Origin of the sequence: Candidatus Enterovibrio escicola (genome assembly GCF_002464935.1) — a bacterium.
Classification (GTDB): domain Bacteria; phylum Pseudomonadota; class Gammaproteobacteria; order Enterobacterales; family Vibrionaceae; genus Enterovibrio; species Enterovibrio escicola.
In genome coordinates this window covers 1-13060 of the sequence record NZ_NBYY01000010.1, presented here as the reverse complement: position 1 = coordinate 13060, position 13060 = coordinate 1, and the positions used below count along the sequence as shown (strand labels likewise).

Genomic DNA, 13060 nt, shown 5'->3' with positions numbered 1-13060 from the left:
TAGTTTGGTTAGAACGTGATTATTCTTCAGCTGAATAAAAAGTCAGGACTTTTTTGGGAAAAAAGGTGATTTTGTTTACACCCTTCTCTATAATCTCGCAACCCACCGTTACTGTTGAAAGGCTTAAGCCAAGAGTACACCATTCGAAGGGGTGTTGCATGGACTCTTAAACAGTGGGAGCAATTGCTCCTTAAGTGAAATTCCTAAAAAATCGGATATTTATAAGCATGAAGACTTTCGTTGCTAAACCAGAAACTGTAGAACACGACTGGTATATTGTAGATGCAGAAGGTAAAACTCTGGGTCGTCTCGCAACTCAAATCGCTTCTCGTCTACGTGGCAAACATAAGCCAGAATATACCCCACACGTAGATACTGGTGACTATATCGTGGTTATCAATGCGGATAAAGTTACCGTAACTGGCGCGAAGGCAACTGATAAGATGTACTATAGCCACTCAGGTTATATGGGTGGTATCAAGTCAATTAGCTTCGATAAGCTGATCATGAAGAAACCAGAAATGATCATCGAGCTTGCTGTTAAAGGCATGTTGCCACGTGGTCCTTTAGGTCGTGCGATGTTCCGTAAACTGAAGGTTTACACGGGAAACGAGCACAAGCACACGGCACAACACCCGCAAGTACTGAACATCTAAGGGAATTTAACAATGGCAGAACAATACTACGGAACTGGTCGTCGGAAAAGCTCTACAGCTCGCGTATTCCTCAAGCCTGGAACAGGTAACATGGTGATCAACCAGCATTCGCTGGTAGAATACTTTGGACGTCCAACTGCTCGGATGATCGTTTTACAGGCGCTTGAGCTTGTTCAGATGACCGAGAAGATGGACCTATATATCACAGTTGCCGGTGGTGGTATCTCCGGTCAAGCCGGTGCGATCCGCCATGGTATTACCCGTGCACTAATGCAATACGACGAATCTTTGCGCCCTACTCTGCGTGCAGCGGGTTTTGTCACTCGTGACTCGCGTAAAGTTGAACGGAAGAAAGTCGGTTTACGCAAAGCACGACGACGTCCACAGTTTTCTAAACGTTAATTCACTTCCGAATTTTTATTCGGGAACATGGATCCTGAAGCCTAGTTTATTTGCTAGGCTTTTTTATGGTCATGTATTCAATAAATTAATTAACCTGAGCTGTGCATAAGAACAGAACTAAATTCTAAAGTTAGTGAAGTGCTGGTAAAATATGAAAGCGATAAACGAAGTTACAAGACTCGCTATGCCTGTTCACCAGCAAACAAATTAAGACTGTAAAAAAGATTAGAATCAGTGTGTTATAATCATAATTATATCAACAACGCTTCTTCAACTGAAAAATATAATACTAAAGTTAATCATTAAATCGTTGGATTTTTACACCAAGTTTCTGCAGTTTATCTGCAATATGTTCATATCCGCGATCGATGTGATAAATACGATCAATAATAGTTTCTCCTCTAGCAATCGCACCCGCAATAATCAAGCTTGCTGATGCACGTAGATCTGTCGCCATAACTTGTGCACCACTCAGTCCGTCGCAATCACCACAGATAACGGTTGTACCTTCAATTTCTGCATGAGCACCCATACGTTGAAGTTCAGGTATATGCATAAACCTATTTTCAAAAATAGTTTCCGTAATGATACCTGTTCCCTTAGCAACTAAATTCAACAATGTGAACTGTGCTTGCATGTCAGTTGGAAAACCTGGATGTGGTGCAGTACGAATATTAACTGCCTTCAATTCCCTGTTTGTCATTTCCAGAGAAATCCAATCATCACCACTCTCAATGGCAGCCCCTGCCTCTTCCAATTTAGAGAGAACTGATTCCAACAGTTTTGGTGATGTATTTCGGCAAATTACGTTTCCGCCAGACACTGCCCCAGCTACCAAGAATGTGCCCGTTTCAATGCGATCTGCTACCACTTCATGATAACCACCGCCCAAACGTTCAACACCTTCAATAGTGATTGTGTTAGAGCCGACACCTGTTATTTTTGCACCAAGAACATTCAGAAACTTTGCACAATCAACGATTTCGGGTTCACGCGCAGCGTTTTCAATAACAGTTATCCCTACAGCCAAGGTAGCTGCAGACATAATAGTCACGGTGGCACCGACACTGACTTTATCCATGAAAATATGGGCGCTCTTAAGGCGCCCATCGACATGTGCTTTTACATAACCCTCATCAAGTGTAATGGTTGCACCCAATTGTTCTAAGCCATGAATATGCAGATCAACCGGACGAGCGCCAATAGCGCAGCCCCCAGGAAGTGATACTTCACCTTTACCAAAACGTGCCACCAGAGGTCCAAGTGCCCAAATAGAGGCTCGCATGGTTTTTACTAATTCATAAGGTGCACAGAATTCATTGATGTTACTCGCATCGACATGCACAGAGCCATTGCGTGAGACTTTAGCACCCAACCGAGAAAGTAACTCCATGGTTGTATCAATATCTCGCAGCTTAGGGACGTTCCCAACTTCCACGGGCTCTTCGGCTAACAATGCCGCAAAAAGGATAGGCAATGCTGCATTTTTAGCGCCAGAGATTGTAACTTCACCACATATTGGTCCACCACCATAGACACGAAATTTTTGCATGTTTTTCCTTTAAACTTATAACAATTGCATCAGTTCTTTGTCACGTAACCACTCGATTGGGGTTAGAGCTTTTATGTTCAGCGCGTGAACGGCATTGGTTTTAATATATTTCATCAGGGGTCCATAGATAATTTGTTGTTTTCCAACACGAGACATCCCGTCAAATATTTCACCCACAGCAATAACTTCAAAGTAACTACCATCACCTTTCACATGGAGTTCATCTAGGGTTAAGCTTTTTTCTAGGATTACTTTAATTTCAATAGCTTCCACGATTATTTCCCGTCACACAATGTCTGGTCATCCATAAATAAACTTTCCACATTACTTAACCTCAATAACAAGTTAAGCTTAGATGGTACATGAATAAGAGTCAGCATTTGCTTATTTACTCTGAGTTGTTGCCACAAGTGAAGCAACATCGACATTCCAGATGAATCCACGTGTTTCACATCAGAAAGATCAAGTATAATTACTCTATCTGCAGGGAGCCAGTCCGCACGGTACCCCCAAAAAACGGGGACTGTACCACGGTCAAGCCTTCCTGATAAACAATAATACCCATTTGTTACCATTCGCCAGACTAATGGCTCATTCACTATTCACCTTCTACTTTATTTCCTTTATTATTAGGTGACTTTAAACGAAGTTCTAGTTCTTTAGCCACAGCTTTGATACCATTTTTGCGAAGTTTGGCACTCCACTCACCGGCCTTAACATCCAATATACTCACGCCTTCAATCTGTAAGTCAAATACCTGCCAATGATGAGTTTTCCCGTTTCTTCGCAGTATAAAATCAAACCGAATTGGTGGACGAACGCTATCCATAATTTCGACACGGACGGAGACAATTCTTTGCTTTAGATCGACAGCTTTTATTGGCTCAACTTTAAGCTCCTGATCTGTATATCCCCTTAGAATATGTACATAAGATTCCACCATATAACCATAAAATGCCTCAGTGAATAGATCTCGCTCTTCCTTCGTAGCTTCTCTTGCTTGTGATGCCAGCACTTTCATCGCTGCGTAGCGAACATTAATATAAGGCATCAACTCTTCTTCAACTACGACATAAAGTAGATCTGAATTGGCCTGATATCTGTCTTTGTTATCTTTTAGTCGACTAAACGTGTTTTGTGCCACACTATTAACCAATATGTATGGATTACTCGAATCCACGTCAGCAAACATGGGCGATGACATGATCAAACCGATCGTAGGGATACAGAGATTTAACCACTTTTTCATATTCACGGCTCCTTCGGACCGCTACGGACACTGTAAAGAAACTGACCGATGAGATCCTCCAATACCATTGCCGAACGAGTATCTTCTAGTAAGTCACCGTCTTCCAATACATCGATGCCTTCAGCAAGAAAACCTAAACGAATACCAATAAACTGTTCACCAAGTAAACCTGACGTTAGAATTACAGCAGAACTAGTCTCAGGGAAGAAGCCATATTTACGTTCAATCTCCATCGTCACCATCGGCACATAATCAGGTGCAGTTAAACTAATATCACTAATACGACCAACAACAACCCCCCCAATTTTTACAGGAGAGCGCACTTTCAAACCACCAATATTGTCGAAATGTGCATCAAGTGAATAATAGTCAGAACGAGAATAACTTTTCACACCAGCAACTTGAAAAGAAAGTAGTAATACAGCTGTAATTCCCACCAACACAAATGTTCCTACCCAGAATTCAGTTTTACGATTTTGTTGCATCTAAATTAACTCCCAAACATCAATGCAGTGAGGATAAAATCTAACCCCAACACTGCTAAAGACGAATGTACGACGGTACGTGTAGTAGCACGACTTATCCCTTCAGACGTAGAGATAGCATCATAGCCATTAAAAAGAGCAATCCAAATTACGGTGATGGAAAACACGATGCTTTTAATGAACGACTGGCCAATGTCATAACCCAATTCGACGGAAGATTGCATGACCGCCCAATAACTGCCGTAATCAATGCCCTTCCAATCAACGCCAACAAGTTGCCCACCCCAAATACCTATCATGATGAAGATCATTGTCAGCAGTGGCATCGAAATTACACCTGCCCATAAACGCGGGGCAATAATACGGCGCAATGGATCTACCGCCATCATTTCTAAACTAGAAAGTTGTTCCGTCGTTTTCATCAACCCAATTTCTGCGGTCAACGCAGAACCCGCACGACCAGCAAAGAGCAAGGCCGTAACTACAGGACCAAGTTCGCGCAGTAACGCTACCGCAACCATTTGACCCAGTGAGCTTTCAGCACCCAAATCTACCAAAACTAAATAACCTTGCAGGCTAAGTACCATGCCAATAAACAGACCAGATACCATGATGATACCCAGCGAACGTACACCCACCGAATAAAGTTGAATAATCAGAAGCGGTAACATCTTCTTAGGCTGTGGTTTTCCAATCAAGGCACCGAGTAACATAAACGTTGCTCGACCCATTGTTCGTGAAACAGCCAACGTACATGCACCCAGCTCTTGAAGCATATTAACTATCACGAAAACAACTCCTGTATAATGTCTTTAGCAGGGTATTTGAAAGGCACCGGACCATCAGCATCACCTCTAAGAAATTGAATCACTCGAGGATCAGGATTGTCACAAATCGACTGGGGCACGCCAGATGCGACAATGCTACCGTCAACCAACAAGTAGACATGATCAGCAATACTCATCACCTCAGGAACATCGTGTGATACCACTATTGATGTTAGCCCAAGTGCCTCATTCAAATTACGAATTAACGAAACCAATACCCCCATGGTAATGGGGTCTTGTCCCACAAAAGGTTCATCAAACATAATAAGTTCAGGATCAAGTGCAATCGCACGTGCAAGGGCTACTCGTCGAGCCATCCCACCAGAAAGTGTACTTGGCATGAGTTGTGAAGCACCACGCAACCCTACTGATTCAAGTTTCAATAATACAAGGGTTTTAATCAGTGACTCGGTAAGATAGGTATGCTCTCGTAACGGAAAAGCGACGTTGTCAAACACCGTCATGTCAGTAAAAAGTGCACCTGATTGAAATAGCATACTCATGCGCTTTCTAACTTCATAAAGTTTACGACGCGAGAGGGTTGTAATATCTTGATCTGCAAACTTAACTATGCCACTTTCAGGCAACAGCTGCCCCCCGATCAGGCGTAAAAGTGTGGTTTTTCCTATCCCTGAAGGTCCCATAATTGCTGTTACTTTACCAATGGGAACCGTCAGGCTGATATTATCGAAGATAACCTTTCTTTCCCGACAAAAGGTCAGGTTGCTGATTTCAACCAAATTATTTGCACCCATTAATATAGCCTATTGTGTTGACTTGATTTATTCACGACTTATTAATACTGCTCTAGTAGTGAGAGTAAGTGCAAGGCGAGTAATTACACAGCATTCATTTTTAAATTTTTAGTTAAATGCTTGCTAATCTTTAATTATCCTGAAAACGTTGCCTTTTCATATTCATAATGTCTATCTGCAACGAAAATGTTATACAACTAGATTTCCGGTTATTTACTTAAATAAATCGGAAGGTGCGCCAACCTAATCGGCAACTCGGTCGCTATGCTTATCTTCACCCACATTCTAATCAAAATCAAATTTACTATTTCACTATTGGAGTAGATTTTAACTACAGTGCTACTGGCATATTATGTTGCGTCATTTAACTGCATAGTTTTTCTTCACATTTCCTCAAATAGTAGTCAGAATTACCATTTCTTATATTTGACCTTATCTATTCAAAAGGTAATTAAGTGTCTGAAACTATCACCATGCTTGTCAGTGGCTTATGTTTGTTAGCAAGCTATCCTTACAGGTTAGTCTACAGTTTCTCTGCTCAGGAAGTGTTAAGTGATAACAGCCATGCAGCCGTCGGTGACATACTTCATTCAAACATAACCAATATCACTATTATTCCTAGTATCTCTACACTCATTCAACCTTTGTCTATAAGCTCAAACCTCATTCATCGACAATTACCTCTGATGCTGATTATTATCCCAATCTCTAGCGTAATTTCATGGAATGCTACGCTCAGATTTCACAAAAGTATTTTGCTTTCCATCTTGTTTAATACATTCTGGCTCATCCTGTTGAAAATTGTTCAAGAGAATACAGCGTTTAGCCTAATGCTTACAAAACAAGAAACGAAAACCCCACAAGACGTAAGCAACATCATAGCAACTATCTCGCTGATTATGGGTTTTATTCTTGTTATCTCTAGCGCAGGTATAATCGTATCCTCCTATATAGTCACTCTTTTCATCTACAAAACCGTTGGAATAAGTGATCTGATTATTGACCTAATTATCGTTGCTGAAGGTATAAGTCATCCAGAACTATTCGCATTGATTTCCAGTGTACTTAAAGGTGAAGATAATCTAGTTTTTAACTATATCATGAGTTCGAATATTTTCGATATCCCTGCCATAATAACTCTAGCAGAAATTATTAATCCATCAGTTCTGAATCCCTTATTAACCATAGAGCGTGATTTCTGTTTAATATTTGCAGTTTCTGTACTGTTGTTTTTGTTTAGAGTTAGTAAGTCCCATCCCCTCAATCGTTGGAAACGAAAATCACATCACTGGTCATCTTCGTGTACTTTTGAGGCTATCTGCTCACCGATATTACAACCTAATTCGGAAACGTTATGACCGATTTTGATTTTCGCAAAGCAGGCACAGCTGTACTACAAACTGAACTTAACGCACTTGTGCAGCTAGAACAGTATATCAATGAAAACTTTGTCAAAGCCTGCCAGCTTATCCTGGCAGCCTCCGGAAAAGTGGTTGTAATGGGGATGGGTAAATCAGGTCATATTGGTAATAAAATTGCAGCCACCCTTGCCAGTACAGGTACTTCGTCCTTTTTTGTTCATCCCGGAGAAGCCAGCCATGGCGATTTAGGCATGATTGGAAAAGGAGATGTCGTACTGGCCATTTCAAACTCTGGCGAAACGTCCGAAGTCCTCCTTCTTCTACCAGTGGTTAAACGCCGAGGTATTACGCTAATCACCATGACAGGTAATCCTGTCTCAAGCATGGCACGCCTTGCACAGGTAAACCTGTGCATTAAAGTTCCAAAAGAAGCCTGTCCTATCGGATTAGCCCCCACGTCCAGCACTACCGCAACACTTGTCATGGGAGATGCCCTTGCCGTTGCGCTGATGCAAGCAAAAGGCTTCACCATAGATGATTTTGCGCTTTCTCATCCCGGAGGACCACTTGGCCGAAAACTATTGCTACATATTTCGGATGTGATGCACACTGGTAATGCATTACCAACCGTATTTGTGGATGAATCCCTACGCAATGCATTGTTGGAAGTGTCTGCTAAAGGCTTAGGTATGACCGGCGTTATTGATAACACCGGTACGATTTGTGGTATTTTTACGGATGGAGATCTAAGACGTCTTCTTGACCAGCGTTATGATCTGCATTCCACTCTCATTGGTAATGTCATGAGTATTAACCCAACCTGTGTTAATGCAAAACTGCTTGCCGCTGAAGGTCTAAAACTAATGGAAGAAAAAAAAATAAACGGTCTTCTCGTTACAGACAACAACAAATTGGTTGGTGCACTAAACATGCATGATCTTTTAAAAGCAGGAGTAATGTAGTGGCTAAGGCGCAAACAGTTGGAAGCTTATATGGACCTATTCTTGAAACCGTGTTTAACACCGCAGCTGGTATCAAATTGCTAATTTGTGATATTGACGGTGTATTTTCTGATGGTCGTATTTATATGGGTAATCAAGGGGAAGAGCTTAAGGCCTTCCACATCCGCGATGGTTATGGCATAAAATCTTTAATGAATGCAGGTATTGAAGTTGCAGTTATTACTGGCCGAAAATCCTTTATTGTTGAGCAAAGAATGTCAGACCTTGGTATTAAACACGTCTATCAAGGTCAAGATGATAAAAATACTGCCTTTGAAGATTTGATTGATCGCCTTAGTATTGCCACAAAGACCATAGCATACATTGGTGACGATTTAACAGATTGGCCAGTCATGTCACAGGTAGGTTTGTCTGTTTGTGTGAAGGATGGACACTTAGTTTTAGCACAACGTGCTGATTTTATCACTCGCACACTTGGTGGCTATGGTGCCGTACGTGAAGTCTGTGATCTAATCCTTGAAGCACGAGAAGAACTTAATATGAATAAAAGGCTAAACATATGATTCTTCGGCATCTCGGTCGTATTGCACTACTTGTCATATGTGGATTCACAGGTCACTACCTGCTGAGTCAATATCATTTAGAGTCAGAAATAAAGGTCAAACTAGATGCAGAAGAACCATTATTTACTGCTGACAATATCAAATCTACCCGCTACAACGAGCACGGTATGCGCAGCTACACATTGAATTCAATTCACGTCAAACACTATCAAAAACTTGATGAAACCCATTTTCATAAACCCACTTTATGGACATACAATGATAGTACTGTAGAAGAATGGCGAATCCATTCAGATTTTGCAGTTCTAGATAGTAGCAACTACCTAAATATGACAGGTCACGTCAGAATTTTTAACCTGTTACCTAACGCTCGAATGGCAATTATCAAGGTAGATAAATTAACTCTAAATCTTACTACTCGGGATTTTTGGTCTGAAACCGAAACGGAAATCACTGGTGTAGGATTTCAAATCCGAGGACAACGGGCAAAAGGAAATTTTATATCCCATCAAATGGAACTGACTGACCAAGTGAAAAGCAAGTATGCACCAGACATTGAATAAACTTATCACTTTTATACTAATACTAAAAATCCTAATTTTTAGCAGAGTATTCGCATTATCAAGTGATTCTGAGGAACCTATTTATATTTACTCAGACACCCAAAGTTTGAACATGAAAACCGGCACCGTCGTCTTCGACGGTAACGTACATCTACGCCAAGGTTCAATTCGTTTAAACGCCGACAAGGTCATCGTCACTCGCCCTAGTGGAAAAAAAGGGAGCGAAATTATTGATGCCTCTGGTAAACCTGCAGAATTCGAACAAACCATGGATGATGGCAAGAAAATGATTGGTAAAGCCTACGATCTTCAATATGAAGTGGATAAAAGCTTTCTAAGGATGAGAAACCACGCTGTATTGACCCAAGAAGGTGGTAATAAGATTGAAGGTCAGCTCATCTCCTACCAGATTGATAAGCAACAGTTGGTAGCAGAAAGTGATGTTAACGGTCGTGTCACTACCATTTTACAACCACACACTAAACAATAAAAGAACTAATACTTTATGTCAATACTTACCGCAAAGAACCTTGCGAAAAGCTACAACGGACGAAAAGTCGTTGCTGATGTCAGTCTCAAAGTTGAATCTGGTGAAATCATTGGGTTACTTGGTCCAAATGGAGCTGGAAAAACCACGTCGTTTTATATGATTGTTGGCTTGGTTACCCTTGATGAAGGATCCATTCATATTGATGATATAGATATCAGTTTACAACCAATGCACAACCGATCTCGAATGGGGATCGGTTACTTGCCTCAAGAAGCTTCTATTTTTAGAAAACTGAGTGTATACAATAACCTAATGGCAGTACTTCAAACACGTTCAGACTTAACAAAAGAGCAACGTCAGGACAAAGCTGAGGATCTGCTCGAAGAGTTTAACATTCAACACATTCGAAACAGCATGGGTCTGACTCTCTCAGGAGGGGAACGACGCCGAGTGGAGATTGCACGAGCCCTTGCTGCTAATCCAAAATTTATTTTGCTGGATGAACCATTTGCAGGTGTTGACCCTATCTCCGTTATCGATATAAAAAAGATCATAGAACACCTTCGAGACCGAGGTTTAGGTGTCTTAATTACAGATCACAACGTACGTGAAACACTGAGTGTTTGTGAATACGCTTACATTGTAAGTCAAGGGAATTTGATTGCTCATGGTACTCCTGATGAAGTGCTCAACAATGAGCATGTAAAACGTGTATATCTCGGAGATGAGTTCAGGCTATAGTTAAAAGAAAAGTGTTAGCTTAATAGTGTCTAACATAATGCACTGATAACATGAATAGGAAAGGTGTCAAAATTACTATGAAACCCTCGCTTCAACTAAAGCTTGGCCAACAAATTGCTATGACACCACAACTGCAACAGGCAATACGCCTACTACAGTTGTCGACATTAGATCTTCAACAAGAGATTCAAGCAGCACTGGAAGCAAATCCGCTCCTCGAACAAGAAGACCCTACAGAGTACACATCAAACAATGATGTGTCAGAAGATTATGAAAACGATGAGCGTCTTAGTGCCCCAACAGACAATGAAAACCATCTAAACCATGAAGATAACCTAGACAGTGCCGATGCTATTAATCAGCAAGAAATGCCAAATGATCTCCCTGTGGATACTACTTGGGATGACGTCTATAGTGCCAATACAGGAAGCATAGGCATTCCATTCTGTGATGAACTTCCCGTGTATCAGGGTGAAACCACAGAAACACTCCAAGATTATCTTAATTGGCAAGTTCAACTAACTCCGTTTACTGATGTCGACCTCGCGATCGCGACAGCTATTATCGATGCGGTTAATGACAAAGGATACTTAACCATATCCTGTGAAGATATTCTCGAGAGTCTTGGTAGTGACCATGTCGAACTTGATGAAGTTGAAGCAGTACTAAAACGTGTGCAGCATTTCGACCCACTAAGCGTCGCATCACGCTCGCTGCAAGAGTGCTTGTTGCTACAACTTGCCGAGCTTTCGGAATACACACCTTGGCTAGCAGAGGCGAAGTCAGTACTAAAAGTTCACATGAATTTGCTGGCAAACCGAGATTTCCGCCAGATCATGAAAGAAACCAAATTACGAAAACCAGAGCTCAAAGAAATCATGAATCTCATTCATAGCCTTGAACCCCGCCCTGGAAATCTCATTGTCACCAATGAAGCTGAATATGTAATTCCTGACGTATCTGTATTCAAAGAACACGATAAATGGATCGTACAAATAAATCCAGATAACATACCAAAACTAAAGATAAATCAAAAATATGCCGCTCTAATAAAAAATAGCTGCAGTGGTGCAGATAGACAATTTATTCGAAATAATTTGCAAGAGGCTAAATGGTTAATAAAAAGTTTAGAAAGCCGCAATGAAACCCTACTCAAAGTCACACGCTGTATCGTTGAATATCAGCAAGATTTCTTTGAGTACGGTGAAGAAGCAATGAAACCAATGGTGCTTAATGACATCGCAATAGCTGTGAACATGCATGAATCCACCATATCTCGGGTTACGACCCAAAAATACATGCATACCCCAAGAGGTATCTTTGAATTAAAATACTTTTTTTCTAGCCATGTAAGTACTGACAATGGCGGTGAGTTTAGTTCCACCGCAATACGAGCACTGGTTAAAAAATTAGTTGCTGCAGAAGATACAGTAAAACCACTCAGCGACAGTAAAATTGCTACACTTTTGGCAAAACAAGGAATCCAAGTCGCACGACGAACAATTGCAAAATATCGTGAGTCTATGCGTATTGCCCCGTCTCATCAGCGTAAATGCCTTCTGTAGGGCATTTCAACAAAAAGGAAGTTGTTTATGCACATCAATCTCACTGGACACCATGTCGAAATCACCGAGTCCCTCCGAAAGCATGTGATACAGAAGTTTGATAAGCTTGAGCGTTTTTTTGAGCATATTAATAATGTGCATATCGTGCTTAGCCGCGAAAAACTCCACCAAATTGCCGAAGCCACACTTCATATAAACAATGGAGAAATTCACGCAAAATCTAACTCAGATAACATGTATACGTCCGTTGATTCGCTTAGCGATAAGCTGGCTAAGCAGTTAAACAAACACAAGAAAAAGATGAATCATCATTAACTAACCTGAGCTGCACATAAGAAATGAACTAAATGCTAAAGTCGCGATCTGATCGTTTGAGAAAAACTAGTGACTGCATAAGAACCTAGGTATGAACAACTTAGACGCTGTTTTCGTTGATATCGACGACTTCTGCCAAACTTTCCTCCCTGCATGGAAAAAATACCTAATTTCTTACGGTATCAAACAAAGAAACAAGCCGTCTCGCCGGCATTGTGTCCCAAATATCTGAACTAATCTCAATTCCTACGATCAGATCATAATGGAGTTAAGCGGGAAGTATTGATGGGATAGGGAAAGCACAAGATCAGCAACTGGCAACAATATAATCAAGAATTAGTAAACCGTGGCTCAGTCACTTTTTGGATAGATGTCTTTGGATAGATGTCGCTACTATTAAGGAATGGCATTGTCCAAAGCATCCTGGTCATTGTAGCCGTGAGTTTATATTTTCGGATACCTCGATTAAAACGGAACTGATGGTGAAAGGCATTTTTAAACTCCCTCTTCGTGGAGTATAAGGCTATCTCAATTCGGTTTTTACGTTGATGAATGTCCTGCTCTGAAATCCCCT

17 protein-coding genes and 2 pseudogenes are annotated in these 13060 nt (G+C 41.0%); 12 read left to right on the top strand and 7 right to left on the bottom strand.

Translation table 11 applies throughout. From position 1 onward, the window contains the following. Positions 1 to 227 precede the first annotated feature (227 nt). The gene (gene rplM, locus BTN49_RS03835; protein WP_097356085.1) at positions 228 to 656 is read left to right on the top strand and encodes a 50S ribosomal protein L13; all 429 of its coding nucleotides are present in this window, start codon (positions 228 to 230) and stop codon (positions 654 to 656) included. A gap of 12 nt (positions 657 to 668) precedes the next feature. Beyond that, positions 669 to 1058, top strand: a complete 390-nt coding sequence (rpsI, locus tag BTN49_RS03830) for a 30S ribosomal protein S9 (protein WP_097356084.1) — start codon at positions 669 to 671, stop codon at positions 1056 to 1058. A gap of 295 nt (positions 1059 to 1353) precedes the next feature. Here rpsI and murA read toward each other — a convergent pair whose 3' ends face one another. Genes murA through mlaF form a run of 7 tightly spaced genes read right to left on the bottom strand, consistent with a single transcriptional unit; the run spans position 1354 to position 5926 of the window. Then, positions 1354 to 2610 (bottom strand): UDP-N-acetylglucosamine 1-carboxyvinyltransferase, encoded by a 1257-nt coding sequence (gene murA / locus BTN49_RS03825; protein WP_097356083.1) that lies wholly within the window; start codon positions 2608 to 2610, stop codon positions 1354 to 1356. Positions 2611 to 2625: 15 nt separating this feature from the next. Next, positions 2626 to 2883, bottom strand: a complete 258-nt coding sequence (locus BTN49_RS03820; RefSeq protein ID WP_097356082.1) for a BolA family protein — start codon at positions 2881 to 2883, stop codon at positions 2626 to 2628. Between the two features lie 2 nt (positions 2884 to 2885). After that, positions 2886 to 3209 carry an STAS domain-containing protein gene (locus BTN49_RS03815; RefSeq protein WP_223823778.1) on the bottom strand — a complete coding sequence of 108 codons (324 nt, stop codon included), beginning with the start codon at positions 3207 to 3209 and terminating at the stop codon, positions 2886 to 2888. After that, a complete protein-coding gene (locus BTN49_RS03810) occupies positions 3209 to 3859 on the bottom strand; it encodes an ABC transporter substrate-binding protein (protein ID WP_097356081.1) in 651 nt (216 codons plus the stop codon). The genes BTN49_RS03815 and BTN49_RS03810 overlap by 1 nt, the downstream gene beginning before the upstream one ends. Before the next feature lie 2 nt (positions 3860 to 3861). Beyond that, positions 3862 to 4344, bottom strand: a complete 483-nt coding sequence (gene mlaD, locus BTN49_RS03805) for an outer membrane lipid asymmetry maintenance protein MlaD (RefSeq protein ID WP_097356080.1) — start codon at positions 4342 to 4344, stop codon at positions 3862 to 3864. A gap of 5 nt (positions 4345 to 4349) precedes the next feature. Next, positions 4350 to 5120, bottom strand: coding sequence for a lipid asymmetry maintenance ABC transporter permease subunit MlaE (gene mlaE / locus BTN49_RS03800; protein WP_097356131.1), 771 nt, complete (start codon positions 5118 to 5120; stop codon positions 4350 to 4352). An 8-nt stretch (positions 5121 to 5128) separates the two neighbouring features. Then, positions 5129 to 5926 carry a phospholipid ABC transporter ATP-binding protein MlaF gene (mlaF, locus tag BTN49_RS03795; RefSeq protein WP_097356079.1) on the bottom strand — a complete coding sequence of 266 codons (798 nt, stop codon included), beginning with the start codon at positions 5924 to 5926 and terminating at the stop codon, positions 5129 to 5131. A 455-nt stretch (positions 5927 to 6381) separates the two neighbouring features. On the opposite strand from mlaF, the gene BTN49_RS03790 reads away from it, so the two are divergent. The 10 genes and pseudogenes from BTN49_RS03790 to BTN49_RS03750 all read left to right on the top strand — a co-directional run. Continuing rightward, entirely contained in the window at positions 6382 to 7284 is a 903-nt protein-coding gene (locus BTN49_RS03790; protein ID WP_097356078.1) for a calcium/sodium antiporter, read from the top strand. After that, complete coding sequence (locus BTN49_RS03785; RefSeq protein ID WP_097356077.1) at positions 7281 to 8249, top strand: KpsF/GutQ family sugar-phosphate isomerase; 969 nt, start codon at positions 7281 to 7283, stop codon at positions 8247 to 8249. The genes BTN49_RS03790 and BTN49_RS03785 overlap by 4 nt, the downstream gene beginning before the upstream one ends. Next, positions 8249 to 8812 (top strand): 3-deoxy-manno-octulosonate-8-phosphatase KdsC, encoded by a 564-nt coding sequence (gene kdsC / locus BTN49_RS03780; RefSeq protein WP_097356076.1) that lies wholly within the window; start codon positions 8249 to 8251, stop codon positions 8810 to 8812. Before BTN49_RS03785 ends, kdsC begins: the two co-directional genes overlap by 1 nt. Then, positions 8809 to 9375: an LPS export ABC transporter periplasmic protein LptC gene (gene lptC, locus BTN49_RS03775; protein ID WP_097356075.1), complete on the top strand. Its 567-nt coding sequence runs from the start codon at positions 8809 to 8811 to the stop codon at positions 9373 to 9375. The genes kdsC and lptC overlap by 4 nt, the downstream gene beginning before the upstream one ends. Next, complete coding sequence (gene lptA, locus BTN49_RS03770; protein WP_097356074.1) at positions 9356 to 9865, top strand: lipopolysaccharide transport periplasmic protein LptA; 510 nt, start codon at positions 9356 to 9358, stop codon at positions 9863 to 9865. Before lptC ends, lptA begins: the two co-directional genes overlap by 20 nt. 15 nt (positions 9866 to 9880) lie before the next feature. After that, entirely contained in the window at positions 9881 to 10606 is a 726-nt protein-coding gene (gene lptB / locus BTN49_RS03765; protein WP_097356073.1) for an LPS export ABC transporter ATP-binding protein, read from the top strand. Between the two features lie 77 nt (positions 10607 to 10683). Continuing rightward, positions 10684 to 12171, top strand: a complete 1488-nt coding sequence (locus BTN49_RS03760; RefSeq protein WP_097356072.1) for an RNA polymerase factor sigma-54 — start codon at positions 10684 to 10686, stop codon at positions 12169 to 12171. A gap of 27 nt (positions 12172 to 12198) precedes the next feature. After that, entirely contained in the window at positions 12199 to 12486 is a 288-nt protein-coding gene (gene hpf, locus BTN49_RS03755; protein ID WP_097356071.1) for a ribosome hibernation promoting factor, read from the top strand. A 91-nt stretch (positions 12487 to 12577) separates the two neighbouring features. After that, a pseudogene (locus BTN49_RS13795) lies at positions 12578 to 12694 on the top strand (IS982 family transposase); the annotation flags it as partial. A gap of 98 nt (positions 12695 to 12792) precedes the next feature. Further along, positions 12793 to 13004, top strand: a pseudogene (locus tag BTN49_RS03750) (transposase); the annotation flags it as partial. Between the last annotated feature and the right edge of the window lie 56 nt (positions 13005 to 13060).